The organism is Sphaerisporangium rhizosphaerae, assembly GCF_042665155.1.
Classification (GTDB): domain Bacteria; phylum Actinomycetota; class Actinomycetes; order Streptosporangiales; family Streptosporangiaceae; genus Sphaerisporangium; species Sphaerisporangium rhizosphaerae.
Window position 1 is genome coordinate 104,961 of sequence record NZ_JBHTCG010000027.1, and the last position, 17,847, is coordinate 122,807.

Genomic DNA, 17,847 nt, shown 5'->3' on the forward strand with positions numbered 1-17,847 from the left:
GCCGCGCACCACAGGGGGAAACGCGGGAAAATGCGCCGCACGCCGTCCGCGACGTTTGTGACGGCATATCCCGCGACCACCGGGACATCGGCCCGCCCACCCGCGCGCGAACACGGCGGGAGCCTGAGGTGAACGCGCGGCCCCCGCCGGCGTCAGGCGTCCAGGGAGCCGGAGCCCGGCGAGTCCGGCTTTCGGCCACGGCCGATCATGGATGCCCGGGTTACAGCGAGGGAAAACGGATCACCGGATCGCCGGATCGCCGGATCGGCAAAAGGCACGGCGAGCATTCACCTCGGGCGCGCTCCGGGTGCCTGATCGCGATTCGCGATCACCGAAGGGCGTGAATGGGGCGTGGGATCAGCCCGGCCCCGGGCCGGTGCGCTCCCGGTGGCTCTGCCGCCTCATCCGGTCAACCGGCTTCGCCCACCACGATCGCCGCGACCCGGGGGACAGGGAACTCGAGCTGGTCGTCCTGCCGCAGAACGGCGAGCTGGATCCGCTTGAGTGAACCCGACGGCTCGATGCCGAGCTCCGCCACCAGGCGCCGGCGGATCGCCTCGTAGACGGTGAGAGACTCGGCGGTCCTGCCGCCCCGATAGAGCGCGATCATCAGCTGTGCGTGCAACGTCTCCCAGGTGGGGAACCGCGAGGTCAGTTCGTACAGCTCGCCGATGATGTGCTGGTGGCGTCCGAGGTCCAGCTCGAGCTGGATCAGCCTCTCGTAGGCGGCGTTCCGCTCCTCCTCGAACGCCCGTGCCGCGCATTCGAGGACCACCGAGTCGCGCAGATCGCGAAACGGGTCGCCTCGCCACAGCGACAGCGCCTGCCGGAGCTGTCTGGTCGCGAACTCCGTCCGGCGTTCCCTGTCGCTCTGCCGCGCCTCGGCGACCAGGCCACGGAAGTCGCGGACATCCAGCTGATGACACTCCAGGTCGATCGCGTATCCATCCGGCGCCGTGACCACCGTGCCGGGATCGACTCCGGCGTTCGCCAGGTACTTCCGTAACCTGGAGATGTTCACCTGAAGTGCCGTCAACGACGTGCGAGGCCGCTCGCTGGGCCACAGCGCGCTCAGGAGCTGATGGGCCGAGACGACACGCCCCGCATCGACGCACAGGCGGGCGAGCAGCATCCGCTGCCTCAAGGAACTCGGGGTGATCCTGCCACCGGCGGCGTCCAGCACCTCCAGTGGGCCGAGCAACGAGATCTTCATGTGCGTGGAGCCCTCGCGCGTGAACCGCCGTTGTCCGGACGGCCCCGCCTGCGGCGCCACAGCGGCCGGGTGGCCGACCGCGTGATGAGGGATCACGTGTGCTCCTTCGCCTTCGAGCGGCGGTCGATGTCATGGTCGAGCGGCTCAGAGGGCAAGCCGGTACCTGGGGCTCGTGCGCATCGGACTTCACGCGGGCGGTGTCGATGAGCCCGGACATCGGCGCGGTCATCGAACATCGCCCATCTGGGGAACGTCGCAGCGTCACGAAAGGCTTGAAAGGCGCATCCATCGAATGGGAGGAAGCCGGTTCAGATGCGCTTCGTATTCCGAGCACAGCCACACCTGCTCGCCGGCCGATGCGATGGATTTGCGCCACATTCGAGCGTGCCGCTCTGTTGCATGACATTCAGGAGTAAGTCACATGACATTCAGCGGTAAGACCACATGTCACGTTTGTGCAATCATCGCCACTCGTGATATTCCCACCCCACCCCCGCCTCGTCAAGATAAATTTTCGGTCGGCCCGGATCCGTCCGTCACCCGGCGGCCGGCCGGCGGGAACGACGCCTCATGATCCGGAACGTCCCGGAGAGCCCGGCGGCAATGGAATCGTCAAGCCTTCCATGCCGCCTGCCGGCATCCGCGCTCGCGCCCCCACACGTAAGCGGGTTACCGACCGGTGAATCGCTCACGGATCAGGGGGTTACCGGGCGGTAAACTCTTGACCGAATCCCACAGACCCGCCCGCCCCAATGTGCGATATCGCTAACAATTCCCCCGGAAAATTAGCAAGGCTGCATCACCACGTCCTCCCGTCGGAACCCACGGCGTCGTGGCTCCGGTCAGCACCTCCCGAGCGCCCCGGCGGCGGTGTGGCCCCCGCCGGCGGGTCGCCACAGCCGAAGCTCCCCGCGATGTGCGTGCCTTTCGAGACCCGTCATGGGCGTGGGCGTGTCGCGGCCGCGTCCAGTGCCGGCGCGAGCGGCATCAGCGCGATGCGCATCAGGTTCGGCAGCGATCCCGACGGCGCCACCAAGCCGCTCGTCGACGCGGGCACGGCCGTCGATCGCAGCCACCGCTGGAGCGCGACCTTGGCGGCCGCGCCGACTCCGGCGGAGAGCACCTGGGCGGTCAGCGGGTCCATGCCTCGGCAGCGTTGGGCGATGGCTTCGGCGAGCGGCCCCTCCATCGTGGTGACGGTGTCGGCGTAGCAGGCGCGCAGGGCGGAACTGGCAGTGATCATCAGCAGCGCGTCCCGCGCATCGTCGCCGGGGTCGGTGTACTCCCCGACGACGGCGTCGATGACGGCGTCGGCGAGGCCGACGTCGGCGGGACGGGCGGCCACGGCCGCCGCCACCCGTGACGCGCGCTCCGCGGTGACCGCGGCGACGATCGCCTGCTCACGGCTTGCGAAGTAGTTGTTGTAGGTCCTGGGCGACACGCCCGCGGCCTCGGCGATGTCGTCGACGCGGACGTTCTCGGGCCCGCGTTCCAGCGCGAGGCGCAGCGCCGCCGCGCGGAGCGCCTGTCTGGTGGCCTCCTTCTTCCGTTCACGCAGGCCCGGCCGATTCGTCGTCACGTCCCTCATCCTAACCCACCTTGCGTGCACGCAAAGATGCGTGCACGCAAGAATCTGGTAGCGTCGCCTCTCGTCCGCTCCACAGACATCCGAGAAAGGACCGACATCCATGCGCGCAAAGGGCATGACCTACGACACCGGGTTCATCCGCGATGGCGTCAACTCGGTGGAAGGCTTCGACCCGGAGCTGGTCAGGCGAGAGCTGACCATCATCCGCGACGACCTGCACTGCAATGCCGTCCAGATCGTCGGCGGCGACCCGGGGCGCCTGGAGCTCGCCGCCCGCTGTGCCGCCGGCCTCGGCCTCGAGGTCTGGTTCTCGCCGTACCCGCTGGACCTGACGACCGACGAGATCCTCGCGTTGTTCCTCGACTGCGCCGACCGGGCCGAGCGGCTGCGCGCAGCGGGAGCCGAGGTCGTGTTCGTCACCGGCGTCGAGCTGAGCCTCATGAACCGGGGATTCGCCGACGGTGACCGCCTCGAGGAACGACTCGCTCGCCTGCTGGGCGACCCGGACGGCCGGGCGGAACGCCTCGCCGAGGTCAGGACCCGTATCGGCGACTTTCTCACCACCGCCGTGGCAGCGGTCCGCGAGCGCTTCCACGGAAAGGTCACCTACGCCGCCATCCCGTTCGAGGGCGTCGACTGGGACCTGTTCGACTTCGTGACCTACGAGCTCATCCGATCCGCGGAGGTCGCCGACCGGTTCCGAGGGGGCGTGCGCGACCTCGTCGCACAACCCAAACCCGTCGCCGTCACCGGTTTCGGCACCGCGACCTGGCGCGGTGCGGGCGATGTCGCGCCACGCAGCATGGAGATCCTGCAGATCGACGAAGCCACCGGCGCGATGCGGCTGGACGGGCGGTACGAGCGCGACGAGGCCGGCCAGGCGGCCTACCTCGGCGAACTGCTCGAGATCTTCGACGGCGAGGGCGTCGACAGCGCCTTCGTCCACCTCTTCGCGCTCCGCAACCTGCCCCACCGCCCCGACGGCGACCCCCGCGACGACCTCGACCTCGCCAGCCTCGGGATCGTCAAGGTCCTCGACGGCCGCAACGGCGACACCTACCCCGACATGCCCTGGGAGCCCAAAGCCGCCTTCGCCGCGATCGCCGAACGCTACTCCGGCTGACCCGGGGCGGCGAAGCACCGGCCCCTCTTGTGCCCACCGGGCCGGCGGGCGCCGGGGTCAGGTGCGGCGGATGAGGGACAGGAACATGGCGTCGGTGCCGTGGCGGTGGGGCCAGAACTGGGCGTAGGGGCCCTCGCCCAGGTGGTCGACCTCGCGAAGGTAGGACGGGGCGTCCAGCAGCTCGGCGTCGCCCCGCCTCTTGACCACGTCGCCGACCACGACGCGGGTCTCGGCAAGGTGCGGCGAGCACGTCACGTACGCCACGACCCCGCCGGGGCGGACGGCGTCCAGGGCCGAGCCGAGCAGGCGCCGCTGGATCGCGCCGAGCTCCTGGACGCTGTCGGAGGAGCGCCGCCAGCGGGCCTCGGGGCGCCGGCGCAGCGCGCCGAGGCCGGTGCACGGGGCGTCGACCAGCACCCGGTCGAAGGCGCCGTCCCGCCAGGCGGGCCGGGTGCCGTCGGCGGTGATGACCCCGGCCCTGCGCGTGGCCCGCCACACCAGCCGGGCGCGGTGGAAGCGCTGGTCGGCGGCGAGCAGGTGGCGGTCGTTCTGCACGGCGAGCGCGTCGAGCAGCCCGGCCTTGCCGCCCGGGCCGGCGCACATGTCCAGCCAGTAGCGGTCGGAGCCCTCGACGGGCACCCGGGTCAGGGCGAGCGCGACGAGCTGGCTGGCCTCGTCCTGGACGGCCGCACGGCCCTGCGCGACGGCCTCCAGGGACGCCGGGTCCCCCTCGGGGAGGTAGGCCGCGTACGGCGAGTAGCGGGCCGCGGCCGCGCCGTCCTCGACCAGCTCACCGACGGTGCTGCGGCCCGGCCAGGCGACGAGCGTCACCGCGGGGCGCTCGTTGTCGGCGGCCAGCAGGTCGGCGGTCTCCTCGAAGCCGCCGCCGACCGCGTCGCGCAGCGCCGAGACGATCCACCGCGGGTGGCTGTAGGCGACGGCGAGGTGGCCCACGGCGTCCTCGCCGGGGTCGGGGGCGACGATGGGCAGCCACTGGTCGAAGTCGCGGGTGGCGACCTTGCGGAGGATGGCGTTGGCGAACTTCGAGGCGCCGGTGCCCACGCGCAGCCGCACCAGGTCGACCGTCGCGCTGACGGCGGCGTGCGGGGGCACCCGCGTCTTGAGGAGCTGGTGGACCCCGAGACGGATGGCGTCCAGCAGCGGCGGGTCGATGTCCTCCGGCGGGCGGTCGCTGCACGCGGCGACGATCTCGTCGTAGGTGCCGAGGCCGCGCAGGGTGCCGTAGGCCAGCTCGGTCGCCAGGGCGGCGTCACGGCCGGACAGGCCTCGCTCGCGCAGCAGCGTGGGCATCAGCAGGTTGGCGTAGGCGTCGCGCTCGTCGACGGCCCGCAGCAGGTCGTAGGCGACGTTGCGGGCCTCGTCGCGCACCGGCTTCGGCCTCCTGCCGCCCGGGGCGGGTCTCCTGCCGCCCGCGCCGGGCCGTCCGCCGCCCGTGCGGCCGGCGCCGCTCGGGGAGCCCATCAGGCGAGCCGGTCGTCGGCGCCGGGGCGCACGCCGCGCGCCCACTCACCGGCGGCCATCAGGCGCTTGCCTTGCGGCTGGACCTCGCCGAGCCGCACGGGGTGGGTGGCGGTGCCGACCAGGACGGTGTCCTTGGCGACGGCGATCTGCCCCGGCGCGAGAGCGCCCTCGGCGGGCACGAGGGCCGAGGGGCCGGGGACGGGCGCGACCGGGCCGAGCTTGAGCCGCGCGCCCCGGAACTCGGTCCAGGCGCCGGGGTTCGGGGTGCACGCGCGCACCAGCCGGTCGACGCGCATCGCGGGCGCCGTCCAGTCGACCCGCGCGTCCGCCACCTCCAGCTTGGGCGCGTAGCTGACGCCCTCGGCGGGCTGCGGGCGGGCTTCCAGGGTGCCGTCCTCCACGCCGTCGAGCGTCGCCGCCAGCAGGCCCGCGCCCGACTCCGACAGGCGGGCCAGCAGTTCGCCGCTGGTGTCGTCGGGCCGGATCTCCTCGGTCACCACCCCGTACACCGGGCCGGCGTCGAGCGCCTTGACGATCTGGAACGTCGCCGCGCCGGTGATCGGGTCGCCGTGGAGCACGGCGTGCTGCACCGGGGCGGCGCCCCGCCAGGCCGGCAGCAGCGAGAAGTGCAGGTTGATCCAGCCGTGCCGGGGGATGTCCAGCGCCGACTGGGGCAGCAGCGCACCGTAGGCCACGACCGGGCAGCAGTCGGGGTCGATGGCCTTGAGCCGGGCCAGGAACTCGGGGTCGCCCGCCTTGGCCGGACGCAGCACCTCGATGCCGGCGGACTCGGCCAGCTCGGCGACGGGACTTGGGTGGATCTTGCGGCCCCGCCCGGACTGGGCGTCCGGGCGGGTCACCACGGCCACCACCTCGTGCCTGGGCGAGTCGAGCAGCGCCCGCAGCGGGGCCAGGGCGGTCTCGGGGGTTCCGGCGAAGACGAGGCGCACTTGCTAGAGAGCCTTCCCTTGAGTGGCGTGCGGCGAGAACTTGACGGCCGGGGCGGCCAGCCCGCTCCACTCGGCCTCGCGGATCGCCTTCATCGCCAGTTTGCGCTGCTTGGGATCCATGCGGTCGATGAACAGCACGCCGTCGAGGTGGTCGGTCTCGTGCTGCACGCAGCGGGCCATCAGGTCGGTGCCCTCGATGGTGACCGGCTCGCCGTGCATGTCGAAGCCCTTGGCGACGGCGCGGATGGCGCGCGGCGTCGGGAAGGTGAGGCCGGGGAAGGACAGGCAGCCCTCCTCACCATCCTCGTCCTTGTCCTCCGACAGGTCGAGGGTGGGGTTGACCAGGTGGCCGAGGGTGTCGTCCACGTAGTAGGTGAACACCCGCAGGCCGACCCCGATCTGCGGCGCGGCCAGGCCGGCGCCGGGGGCGTCCATCATCGTGTCGGTGAGGTCTTTGACGAGCTTGCGGAGCTCCTTGTCGAAGTCCTTGACCGGCTCCGCGGGGGTGCGCAGCACCGGGTCGCCGAACAGGCGGATCGACTGTATGGCCACGGAAGACTCCGTTCACGTCACGAATTGAAGGTCTCACTAGTTTATGTGGCTCACCGCGAACGCCGCGTCCGCGATCACGGGAGCGCCCCCACCCGCCGGTCGGAGCCCACGGCGCCGGGATTGATCGGGTTCCGCGGCGTCGTCGAAGGCTACACCGGCGGCGCCGTCCCGGCGGGAGCAGGCGCGGCCCGCGGCGCGTGATCGTTCGTGGCCGTGTCGATCACTGTGGCGCGGGCGGCGCGCGCGGGCTGCCTGGGCGTTTGCACGTACGTGGAAATGCTTATGGACAAATGCCGCACTGAACGAGAATCAGTCCAGCACTCACCAAATTGGTGGGGTTAGCCCGACCTAGGGTCAGTCGCTGGCGGAATACCGGCTCCCCCGGACGGGACGGGACCTTCCGGTCAGCCATTCCCCGTTCCGCGTGTCCTGGAGGATTCAGTGACTCCCCACCCACGCTTATGGCGCGCCGGAAAGCGTCGCGCCGGTCAAGGAATGCCCGCCCGGCCATCGCTCCGGATGGCGCTCGTCCTCGGCCTGATGACGAGCGTGGCCTTCGGCGGCGTGGCGTCCGGAGCGCGGGCCGAGCGCGGGCCGTCGCCCACCCCCTCAGCCGTGGCCCCGCGGTCCGCTCTCTCATCGGCGCAGCAGGCCGCCCGCACGCGGAAGACCCGTGTCGAGGTGGCCGATGCCCGCACCGAGTACTCGACCACGTGGGCGAACCCGGACGGCAGTCTGACGACGGAGGCGCACACCGCCCGATCAGGATGAGAGGGAACGGGTCGTGGACCGCCATCGACCCGTCCTTGGTCTCCGCCGGCGGTGAACTCAAGCCCAGGGCGGCGCAGGTGGATCTACGGCTGTCCCACGGAGGGACCGCGCCGTTCGCATCCATCGACAACGGCGGTCGCTCGTTCGCGGTGGGCTGGAACCACCCGCTCCCGGCGCCGGCGGTCCGGGGGAACACCGCCACCTACACGGGCGTGGTGCCGGACGGGGACCTGGTCGTCACGTCGCTGCCGCAGGGCTTCACGCATTCGCTGGTTCTGCGCCGGCCGCCGTCCGGTCCCCTGACGATCACTCTGCCGATCAGGACCAAGGGCCTCACGCTGCAGAAGGACGCCGATCACGGTCTTCGCCTCGTCGACGGCCTCGGCACGACCGTCATCTCCGCACCGGCTCCGCACATGTGGGACTCCTCCAAGGATCCCGCTTCCGGCGAGGCGACCCGTCAGGCGGAGGTCACGACGTCGATCCGCCGCGAGGCGGGCGGAGCCGTGCTGACACTGCGGCCGGACCCCGGCTACCTCAGCGATCCCGCGTTGCGGTACCCGGTGACCATCGACCCGACGAGCACGTTGACGGTCGGCACCGACACCTGGGTGGCGACCAACTTCCCCGACTCCCAGCGCGGCTCCACCGAGCTGAAGGCGGGCACCTTCGACGGCGGCACCACCGTCGCCCGTTCATATCTGCTGTTCAACGACATCGCCGGCCTTCGCGGCAAGCACATCCTGGACACCGACCTGAGGCTGTGGACCTACTGGTCGTCGACGTGCTCCACCGCGGGCCCGGGCGTGCAGGTCCGCCGGGTCACCGCCGGCTGGGACCCGGACACGATCAGGTACGGCTCCGAGCCGGCCACCACCACCAGCGGCGCGAAAACGGTCACGAGCGCCTACGGCCACGACAGCGGATGCCCTGCCGCGTTCACGCACTGGGACATCGACGCCATCGTGCAGGCATGGGCGGACGGGTCGGCCAACCACGGTGTCCAGGTCCGCGGCGCCGACCAGTCCGACTCCACCACCTGGCGCCGGTACCACTCCTCCAACCACACCTCCGGCAGCCAGGGGCCGACCGATCCGGCGCTGACGGTCACCTACGACAGCCGGCCCACCGTCCCGCAGGTCTCCATCACCCCCGGCGCGGACTCCTCCACGGAGGCGCTGACGACGTCGAGCCTGACCCCCACGGTCAGCGCCAGGGCCACCGACTCCGACGGCGGCAGCCTGACCTACACCTTCACCCTCACATGCACCCCTCTCGGGGCCGGTTGCGCACAGCCGGTGCGCACGCGGACCATCTCCGGTGTTCCCTCGGGGACACCGGCGCAGTGGACCGTCCCGCCCGGATACCTGACCAACGCGACGCGCTACGAGCTCTCCGTAGAGGCCGGTGACGGGACCGACACGACCGCCGCCGACCCCGTCCGGCTGACCACCGACGCCGCCGATCCGCCGACGGCGCAGAGCACCTCGCTGGACGAACCCGCCAATCCCATCCTGTCCGGCGTGGTGAGCCGCCCCTCCGGAGACGCGGTGACGGCGCAGTTCTTCCTCACCGACGACTCCGGGAACGCCGTCGGCCCCACCCCCCTGGGCAGCGGCAACGCCACGGACGGCGGGCGCGTCTCCCTGCGGCTCCCCGACGGCATGGCCGGTCAGGGGCAGAGGTACAGCTGGCAGATGCGCGCCTGCGCCGGCGACGCGTGCACGGACAGGACCGCCCCCATCTCCTTCACCGTTCCGGCGCCACCACCCACCCCCCAGGGACAGACCCTCGTCCTGGGCGCCGACACGCTGACCCTCTCGACGGCGAAGGCGGCGGCGGACGCCTGCCAGGGCTCCGCCTGCCCGCTGCAGCCCTCGTCGACCGTCAAGATCGGCGGTACGGGCGCCGACCGCGACCTCACGGTCGTCTCGGCGGACCTGAGCGCGATCCCGGCGGGGGCGAGCATCGTCTCGGCCACCCTCAAGCTCGGCTCCCCCGCCTGTGGCGGCGCCTGCTCGGGAGAGGTCTCCGCCTACTCCCTCGACACCGCCCTGCCGGCGTCACCGGTCTCCTCCGACGTCACCGCCGCGATCGGTGCGGACGGCAACGCCGACGCCCCGGTGGGATCGGCCGACCTGGACCTCGCGGCGTTGCTCAGCGACTGGCTGACCCAGCCGGCCGACGACCACGGTCTGGCGCTCCTCGGATCCGAGGACAGTGTCCCGGCGGCGTTCCCCGCTCCTCAGCTGGTGATCTCCTACCTGCCGCCCGCTCCGCCGACCGTCCCCCAGGGCGTCCGCGCCCGCGCGGGCGACTCGGGCACCCTCCTCACGTGGGACGAGCCCGCCGACACCGGCGGCAGCGGGACGGTGCGGTACGACATCGAGGTACTGAAGAGCGACGGTCAGCCGCTCAAGAGCGTCGGCACCGACGACCAGGCCGTCGTCGTGACCGGGCTGACCAACGGGTCGGCCTACAGCCTCCGGGTCCGGGCTCTGACGGCCTACGGCACCAGCGGCTGGGCAACGGCCTCCGTGACCCCCCAGGCCGTCGCCGGTGGGACCCAGAGCTACCTCGACGCGGTGAAGCAGTACCTCACCTCACAGAACAAGATGCGCGAGGGGGTCTTCATCTCGGCGTCGGCGGCCGCCGGCCAGAGCACCCAGGGGACGCGGTTCGCCGCCGCGCTGGACACCCAGGCGGGCCCTCTACGGCAGTGGGCCGAGGACGCGGCAGGCCACCAGGTCGCCCAGACGAGCTCCGCCGTGACCCTGTCGGACGTCCTGGTCTCCCAGACGGCCGCCGACTCCGTCACCGTCCGGGCCACGGTCAAGACCACCACGACCACGGCCGACGGTGTGGGGACGGCGTCCGCGGAGGACAAGACCAACGACGACGTCGCCGTACGGGACTTCGTGTTCGACAAGCAGTCGACATCGGTCGCGTCGATCACGCGGAACCTCGACGGGACGGCGGTGGACGCCTCTGGCTCCTCGGGTGACGGCGACCTCAACGGCGTGATCACCGGAGACTCGACGGCGGCCCCGGCCGACGCTCCCGCGCCGCTTCCCCTGGACCCGAAGGGGTGGCCGGACCTGTCCGTGGGGTCGGGCCAGGTCTCCACGCGGAGCGTCAGGCAATCGGGAATCGCCAAATGGGCGGTGGACAACGTCTACACGTGGCCCTACGCCATCAAGCACAACAATTGCACCAACTTCACTTCCTACGCCGTGAACAAGGGAGGTAAGGCACCGGAGAAAGGCTGGTACTCGCGTTCGAACGACAACAACTGGTTCGAGCATCTGCGCATAGGCGGGGGCGCGCGCAGCTACAGCTGGATGAACGTCGTCCATTTCTACGACCACTTCCAGACCAAGCGGCATCGCCTCGTCTGGCGGTACAGCTGGTGGGGCGTGCAGCCCGGAGACGTGATCTTCTTCGACCAGAAAAGCGTGTCCGGATGGCTCGACCATCTGGCGGTGGTCAGCTGGGTCTCGCAACGCGCCGGCGTCTTCTACGCGCAGCATGGCCCTCGGGACCGTTACCGCAGCCTCAGCGACGCGTGGCCAAGGCTGGCTCGTGTCTATGTGGCCAAGGTCGTGAAGTAGGCGCGGCCACCCCGGCCGCCGTGGCCAGGCCGTCCCCCGGCACGGCCGGGCGGCCCGGACGCCCCGTGCGCAGCCGGGGCAGGTGACACAGGGCCCCAGGTGGCCAAGTGGCCGCCCCGCGACGGCGAGGCGGCCCCGGGGCGGGTCAGCGGGAGCGGGCCTTCATGGCGGCCTTGCGGGCCGCTTTGGCGACGGTGGCGTCGGGATGGTGGGCGCCGAGCAGTTCGAGCACGGCGATGGAGTCGGGGTGGCCGCTGTGGCTGATCTCGTCGACCAGGCGCAGCAGTTCCTCCCCCGCCTCCAGAGCCTCGAACTCGCCCATGGCCTCCTGGGCGTCGGGGATGTGCAGCAGCGTGGCCAGGGTGTCGACGGCGAGCCAGGTGCCGTCGTCCTCGTTGAGCACCGGCGCGGCCAGGTCGCGCACCCCGAGCCAGACGGCGGCGTGGCGCCACATCGCCGGCTCGGCCAGCGCCTCGCGGACCGCGGGCTCGGCCTCCGGACCGATCTCCTCAAGGACCGTGCCGATCACCCCGCGCTGCCCCGGCGTGCCGGACGCCGCCACCTTGATCAGCTCGCGCGCGGCGTCCTCGGGGACGCGGCGCTCGACCCACAGGGTGGGGGCGCTGGAAGGCGCCTCGCCCGACAGCATCGCCTCGACCAGCTCGGCCGCGCTGAGCTCGGCGTAGGAGGCGACCTCGGCCAGCAGCGGCGCGTCGTGCCCCTCGCGCAGCAGGTCCTGCCGGACGGCCCACACCCCGAGGGGGGTGAGCCGGACGCGGTCGGCCGCGCGCTCGAACAGCCCGCAGTAGGCCAGCAGGTCCAGGGCGGCGTCCAGCTCGGCCGGCAACCGCTCGCGCAGCCGCCGCATCTCGGCCGCGCGGGCCTCGCAGCCGATCTCGTGGGCCTGCAGCATGCCCTCGACCAGGGCGGTGTAGGTGATGCCGTCGCTGGTGGCGTAGATGGTGGCCAGCATCTCGGTGAGGTGCTCGTCGGCCACGGCCGAGCCGGTCAGCCCCTCGTCGGTGCGGTCGAGGACGTCCATGACGACCCCGTCCCAGAACTCCATCAGGTCGGCGGGCAGCCCCGGCCCGGGGGACGCGCCGGCCTGGGCGATGCGCAGCAGGCCGGTGTTGACCGCGACGACCCACACCAGGCGCAACCGCTCGTCGTCCGCCCCGAGCCACGCGGCGGCCTCCCGCGCGTCGGCGGGCGTCAGGAACCCCTCGGCGGTGACCGGTCTCGCGCCCGTCCAGCCGGCCAGCCGCAGGGCGTCCCGCACCAGCGGCACCGTCAGCACCGCCTCGGCGAGTTCGTCCGCGGGCGCGAGCTCGACCGGTGGGAAGCTCAGCACCTCGCTCTCGCACTCACCGCAATCGCATTCGTCGTTCTCCCCCGCCATCTCGGCGAGCAGCGCCTCCCGCTCCTCGCCTGACACGCTCCCCAGCTCGTCGATGAGGCTGCGCAGCTCTCCAAGATCGAAGATCCCGCCGTTACCGCTGTTGGCCATTCAGGCAACTTACTCCACACCAGCCACACGCGATGACCGACTGCGGACCTTGGCCTGGCCCGCTCAGTGAATGCCGCGCGAACGCGCCTTGAACGCCGCCTTGCGGGCGGCCTTGGCGATCTCGCGGTCGGGCAGGTGGCGGCCGAGCAGGTCCAGGACCTCGGCGACGTCGGGGTGGTCCACCTGCCACATCTCCTCGATGACGTGGGCGGGCGGCGCCGCCGTGGCCAGGGTGCCCGCGAACCGCTCATGATCGTCCTCGGTGGCCGGCATGGCCACGGCGAGCATGTCGACGCTCACCCACAGCGCCTCCTCGGGCGTCAGCGCGGGCGCCTCGAGGCCGCGCGCGGACAGCCAGTGGACGGCGTGCGGGCGGAGCTCGGCGTCGGAGAGGAACGGCCGCACGGCGTCGGCCGCCTCCGGGCCGAGCCTGTCGATGATCGTGACGGCGACGCCGCGCCGCGCCGCGTCCTGCGCCTGGACGGCGCCGAGCAGCTCGGCCGCCGCCTCCGGAGAGGACCGGCGGGCCAGCCACGAGCCGATGTCGCGCTCGGCCTGCTCGGCGGGCACCCCGCCCAGCAGGCCGTCGACCAGGCCGGCCGCGTCGCCCTCGGCGGGATCGGGCGCGACGGGCGCCGGCATGCCCATGCGGACGAAGGTCTCGCGCATCCCCCACAGGCCGTGCGGGGTGAGCCGGACGGCGTCGCGCACGCGCTCGATGGTGCCGCAGTGGGCCAGGACCTCCAGCGCGGCGCCCAGCCCGTCCTCGTCGTCCTGGTCGTCCTCGCCGGGCCGGGCGCCCGTCCACGCCTCCTCCAGGTGCTCGCGCAGTTCCGCGAGGGCCATGGGCTCCTGCAGGCGGTACAGCATGTCGTGGACGGCGTACAGCTCCTGGTCCAGCTCGGCCGAGCCGGTGATGTCGGCCGTTCCGTCGGTGACGAACGCCACCGTGCCGGCCCACAGGTCCAGCACCTCGCGGTCGTCGCGCTCGGGGAGCGGCAGGAAGCCGGGGGCGACCGTCAGGGCCGCGCCGGAGACCTCCACCAGCCCGAGGGACACCGCCAGCCGCCACGCGGTCTCGGGAGCGGCGACGCCGAGCTCTCTGGTGACGCGCGCGGCGTCCCGGACGCGCAGAGCGCCCCGGACGGTCGGCGTGCGGCCGGCGTCGCGCATCCAAGCCACCACGAGGTGGGCGTCCCGCAGCAGCCCGGCCTCGCGGACCGCCCCGGCGACCTGCTGCGGCGGCGCCAGCCGCACGGCCGGCAGCGGGGAGCACCCGGGGCACTCGCACCCGTCGTCGGCGGTGACGCCGCGCAGCCGGTGGAGCGGCAGGCCGAGCAGGTCGTCGCCGGAGCCGGCGGGGCCGGGAGCGTCCAGGGCGGTCGGATCGGGCTCGTCGGCGCCCATCGCCCCGAAGATGCTCTTGGCCATGCCGAACTTGGAGGTGTCGGCGAGCGCGGCGGGCATCTCCGGCGCGATCTCGTCGATCTTGGCGCGCATGCGGGCCGCCATCTTGGTGCCGATCTCCCCGCTCTCCAGCAGGAAGTCGACCAGCGTGCGCGCCGCCGCCACCGTCTCGGCGGCGCTCTCGGGCGGTGCGATGACCTTGCGGGGGTAGATGTCCAGCAGCAGTTGCTCGAACGTGCCGGGCGTGAAGTCGGCGAGCTCGCTCACGTCCAGATAGTCGCTGGCGTAGTCGCACAGGAGGCGAACCTCGTCGGCGTCCACCACGACGTCCTTCGAGCGCCCCCACGCCCGGATCTCCTCGATGGCCCCGTTCACCCATTCGATCGACACAGGGAGAAACTAACGGCTTACTTTCAGCCCCGCGAATCGGCGGCCTACGGTCAGATGAGATCGATCGGATCCATACACACCCGGACCAGGTCGGGAGCCTTACGGGCGGACCTCACGCCCGCCGCCCCCTTGAGCGCCCGGGCCAGCGCCGGGCCCGCCGCGCGCGGCACCCGTACCATCAGCCGCTCCTGCGGCTCCTCGGGCCCCGATCGGGCCCCCTCGACCGGGACGGGGCCGAGCACCTGCGCCTCGCCGGGCAGCCGCAGATCGCCCGCCATCTCCCTGAGCCCGGCCGCCGTGCCGGTCAGCGTGGCCATGCGCACCGCCGGCGGGAACCCGAGGACCGCCCGTTCTGCCAGCTCGCGCTCGGCGTGCGTCACCGGGTCCCACCGGATCAGCGCCTGCGCGGCCGGGACGGAGGAGTCGGCGAGCACCACCAGCTCGGCGGCCGGGCGCAGCAGCGCCGCGGCGTTCATCCAGCGCCGCAGCGCCTCCTCGGCCGCGCGCAGGTCGGGACGGCCGAGCAGGGCCCAGCCGTCCAGCAGGACGCCCGCCGCGTACCCGCCCTCGGCGACCGGCTCTGCGCCGGGCGTGGCGACGACCAGCGCCGGGGCCGGGCCGACGCCCGACAGCACGCCGTCGCGCCCGGAGGTCTTCACCGGGACCGACGGGAAGGCGCGGCCGAGCTCCTCGGCCGTGCGCCGGGCGCCGACCACGACGGCGCGCATGCGGTTGCTCCCGCACGCCTGGCAGCGCCACATGCCGGCGATGCGCCCGCACCACCGGCAGTACGGCGCCGCGTGCCCTCCCCGCAACGCCAGCGGCCCCCCGCACATCGCCGCCGCCACATCGCGTCCTCGCGGCTCCCCCGACCGGTCCGTCCCGGTATCGGCCGCCATCCCGGCATGAGCGGGCGCCCCGGCGTTCCCCGGCACGTCCGCGTTCATCGGCACGCCCGCGTTCCCCGGCACGTCCGCGTTCATCGGTCTCCCGGTGTTCACCGGTCTCCCTGGGGTTCGAGGGAATGCCGGGTCGGACGTGCCCGGCATGCCGGGAATCGCGGAAACGCCGGAGTCCTCCGGCCTGCGGGGGCTTCCCGGCCTTTCCAGCCGATCCGGGGTGAGCGGAGGGGTCACGGTCGCCACGGGCTGGTGGCAGCGGGCCTGGGCGCGGCAGGACTGGCACGCGAGCGCGGGCAGGTAGCCGCGGCGGGGCACCTGGACCAGCACGGGCCCGCTCGCCAGGCCCTGCTTGAGCGCCGCCCACGCCGAACTCGGCAGGCGCGCCGCCCGGGCGGCCTCGTCCCTGGCCACCTCGGCGTCGTCGCCGGCCGGACGCACCCGGGGGGCGTGCCGGCGCAGCGTCTCGCGCGGCGCGGCGATCGGGCGGGCCCATCCGCCGGCGATCAACCGGGTCGCCTCCGCCGTCCGGGCGTAACCGGCGATCAGCATCGCGGCGCCCGTCTGGTGGGCGCGCAGCGCCAGGACCTCGCGCGCGTGGGGGTAGGGGGCCAGCCGCTCGGCGTGCAGGTCGTCCCCGTCGTCCCAGATCGCCACAAGGCCGAGGTCGCGGACCGGGGCGAACGCCGCCGCCCGCGTCCCCACGGCCACCCGCACCCCGCCGCGCAGCACGCGCAGCCACCGGCGGTACCGCTCGGCGGGACCGAGACCGGCGGTCAGCGCCACGTGGGCGCCCTGTCCGAGGACGCGGGTCAGCGCGGCGTCGAGCAGGGCCACGTCCTTGCCGTCGGGCACCACGACCAGGGAGCCCCGTCCCGCCCGGGAGGCGGCCAGCACGGCCAGGGCGACGCCCTCGGCCCACCGGGGCCCGTGCGCGGCGCCCGGAAGAACGCTCCACACCGCCCGCGGCGCCCGGCCCTCCGCCACCGCCGCGAGGAAGGAGGCCCCCAGCGGGTACTCCGCCCACTCCCCCGACTCCACCGCGATCGACCGCGCCCCCTGCGCCTTCTGCGCCTTCTGCGCTTCCTGCGCTTGCTGCGCCGGCCCGTCCACCGCGGGCCCTGCCGCGGCGCCCTGCCCCGCCCGCGCCTGCCGGATCGGCCCAGGAGCGTCCGCGGACCCGCCGGTGCTCCCCGCCGGCGCCCCCCCACTCGGGGACCCGGGCCGGATCGGCGCGGAAACGTCCGCGGGCTCACCGGTGCTCCCGGCCGGCGCCCCCACGCTCGGAGACACCGGCCGGGTCGGCGCGGAAGCGTCCGCGGGTCCACCGGTGCTCCCCGGCGGCGCCCCAGGCCCCTCACTCGGGGACGTCGGGGAGACGGGCCGCGCCGCCTCTCGCTTGGCCTCCTCGGCCTCTACTTTGGCGTGTCGCGGGGGGACGGCCAGCCGCAGGACGTCGGACATGGTGCCGGCGTACCGGTCCGCCACAGACCGGCACAGGGCCGCGATCTGCGGGGTGAGCACCGCCTCGGAGGAGACCACCCGTTCGAGGGCCGCGAGCTTGCCCTCGTGCTCGCTGGCCTCCGCCCGTTCGAGCAGGAACCCGTCGACGAGCTTGCCCGCGAAGCGCACCCTGACCCGGCAGCCCGGCACCGCCGCCTCGGCCATCGTCTCGGGCACCACGTAGTCGAAGGGCCGGTCGAGGTGGGGCAGCGGCACGTCCACGGCCACCCGCGCGATCGGAAGCTCGCCCGCGGGCGCCACCGTCCCCTTGGCCACGCCCGTGCCCGCGCCCTTGCCCGGCGTCGTCTCGCCCCAGAGTCCGTCGGGCTCGGCGTCCCGCGCCGCGCCCGGCCGTGCCGGGTCACCGGCGGCGCCGGGCGGCGGCGCTCCGATGGCTTCCCCGGCGGGGCTGGTCGCGGTCACGGTTAGGTCCTACCAGAAGGCGCCCACCAGGCCGAACCGGCCCGCGCGAGCGTGCACGCCCGCCGGCGGTCATGCGAAAGCCGCGGCCCGGCGATGCGGGCCGCGGCGGGCGCGGGTCAGAGGCCGGCGGCCTGGCGGAGCTGGTCGGCCCGGTCGGTGCGCTCCCAGGAGAAGTTCGGCTCCTCGCGGCCGAAGTGACCATAGGCCGCGGTCTGGGAGTAGATCGGCCGCAGCAGGTCCAGATCACGGATGATCGCCGCCGGACGCAGGTCGAAGACCTGGAGAATGGCGTCCTGGATCTTGGCCACCTCGATCTTCTCGGTGCCGAAGGTCTCCACGAACACCCCCACCGGCTGCGCCTTGCCGATCGCGTAGGCCACCTGCACCTCGGCCCGATCGGCCAGCCCGGCCGCCACCACGTTCTTGGC

12 protein-coding genes are annotated in these 17,847 nt (G+C 73.1%); 3 read left to right on the forward strand and 9 right to left on the reverse strand.

Annotated elements, in window-relative coordinates; genetic code table 11:
- Positions 1 to 409: 409 nt before the first annotated feature.
- Positions 410 to 1,309: an AfsR/SARP family transcriptional regulator gene (locus tag ACFQSB_RS30335; protein ID WP_354850058.1), complete on the reverse strand. Its 900-nt coding sequence runs from the start codon at positions 1,307 to 1,309 to the stop codon at positions 410 to 412.
- A gap of 2 nt (positions 1,310 to 1,311) precedes the next feature.
- On the opposite strand from ACFQSB_RS30335, the gene ACFQSB_RS30340 reads away from it, so the two are divergent.
- Positions 1,312 to 1,629 carry a hypothetical protein gene (locus tag ACFQSB_RS30340; RefSeq protein WP_380830268.1) on the forward strand — a complete coding sequence of 106 codons (318 nt, stop codon included), beginning with the start codon at positions 1,312 to 1,314 and terminating at the stop codon, positions 1,627 to 1,629.
- Between the two features lie 521 nt (positions 1,630 to 2,150).
- Here the strand turns inward: ACFQSB_RS30340 and ACFQSB_RS30345 are convergent.
- Positions 2,151 to 2,792: a TetR/AcrR family transcriptional regulator gene (locus ACFQSB_RS30345; RefSeq protein WP_380830269.1), complete on the reverse strand. Its 642-nt coding sequence runs from the start codon at positions 2,790 to 2,792 to the stop codon at positions 2,151 to 2,153.
- 109 nt (positions 2,793 to 2,901) lie between these two features.
- Here ACFQSB_RS30345 and ACFQSB_RS30350 point away from each other — a divergent pair, with 109 nt between their 5' ends.
- Positions 2,902 to 3,924: a hypothetical protein gene (locus ACFQSB_RS30350; RefSeq protein WP_380830270.1), complete on the forward strand. Its 1,023-nt coding sequence runs from the start codon at positions 2,902 to 2,904 to the stop codon at positions 3,922 to 3,924.
- 57 nt (positions 3,925 to 3,981) lie between these two features.
- On the opposite strand, the gene ACFQSB_RS30355 is transcribed toward ACFQSB_RS30350, so the two are convergent.
- Genes ACFQSB_RS30355 through def form a run of 3 tightly spaced genes read right to left on the reverse strand, consistent with a single transcriptional unit; the run spans position 3,982 to position 6,908 of the window.
- Positions 3,982 to 5,406, reverse strand: a complete 1,425-nt coding sequence (locus tag ACFQSB_RS30355) for an RsmB/NOP family class I SAM-dependent RNA methyltransferase (protein ID WP_380830271.1) — start codon at positions 5,404 to 5,406, stop codon at positions 3,982 to 3,984.
- The gene (fmt, locus tag ACFQSB_RS30360) at positions 5,406 to 6,356 is read right to left on the reverse strand and encodes a methionyl-tRNA formyltransferase (RefSeq protein ID WP_380830272.1); all 951 of its coding nucleotides are present in this window, start codon (positions 6,354 to 6,356) and stop codon (positions 5,406 to 5,408) included. Before fmt ends, ACFQSB_RS30355 begins: the two co-directional genes overlap by 1 nt.
- Before the next feature lie 3 nt (positions 6,357 to 6,359).
- Positions 6,360 to 6,908: a peptide deformylase gene (gene def / locus ACFQSB_RS30365; protein ID WP_354850044.1), complete on the reverse strand. Its 549-nt coding sequence runs from the start codon at positions 6,906 to 6,908 to the stop codon at positions 6,360 to 6,362.
- 848 nt (positions 6,909 to 7,756) lie between these two features.
- On the opposite strand from def, the gene ACFQSB_RS30370 reads away from it, so the two are divergent.
- Positions 7,757 to 11,290: a DNRLRE domain-containing protein gene (locus ACFQSB_RS30370; protein WP_380830273.1), complete on the forward strand. Its 3,534-nt coding sequence runs from the start codon at positions 7,757 to 7,759 to the stop codon at positions 11,288 to 11,290.
- A 145-nt stretch (positions 11,291 to 11,435) separates the two neighbouring features.
- On the opposite strand, the gene ACFQSB_RS30375 is transcribed toward ACFQSB_RS30370, so the two are convergent.
- The 4 genes from ACFQSB_RS30375 to ACFQSB_RS30390 all read right to left on the reverse strand — a co-directional run.
- Positions 11,436 to 12,797 carry a hypothetical protein gene (locus tag ACFQSB_RS30375; protein ID WP_354850038.1) on the reverse strand — a complete coding sequence of 454 codons (1,362 nt, stop codon included), beginning with the start codon at positions 12,795 to 12,797 and terminating at the stop codon, positions 11,436 to 11,438.
- A gap of 63 nt (positions 12,798 to 12,860) precedes the next feature.
- Complete coding sequence (locus ACFQSB_RS30380) at positions 12,861 to 14,594, reverse strand: hypothetical protein (RefSeq protein ID WP_380830274.1); 1,734 nt, start codon at positions 14,592 to 14,594, stop codon at positions 12,861 to 12,863.
- Positions 14,595 to 14,644: 50 nt separating this feature from the next.
- Positions 14,645 to 17,272: a primosomal protein N' gene (locus ACFQSB_RS30385; RefSeq protein ID WP_417774570.1), complete on the reverse strand. Its 2,628-nt coding sequence runs from the start codon at positions 17,270 to 17,272 to the stop codon at positions 14,645 to 14,647.
- Positions 17,273 to 17,535: 263 nt separating this feature from the next.
- On the reverse strand, positions 17,536 to 17,847 hold a 312-nt coding region (locus ACFQSB_RS30390; protein WP_380830277.1), incomplete at its 5' end, for a methionine adenosyltransferase domain-containing protein.

Coding starts and splice junctions, on each gene's coding strand:
- ACFQSB_RS30355 (WP_380830271.1), bottom strand. CDS start 5,406: ATGGGCTCCCCGAGCGGCGCCGGCCGCACGGGCGGCGGACGGCCCGGC.
- ACFQSB_RS30375 (WP_354850038.1), bottom strand. CDS start 12,797: ATGGCCAACAGCGGTAACGGCGGGATCTTCGATCTTGGAGAGCTGCGC.
- ACFQSB_RS30350 (WP_380830270.1), top strand. CDS start 2,902: ATGCGCGCAAAGGGCATGACCTACGACACCGGGTTCATCCGCGATGGC.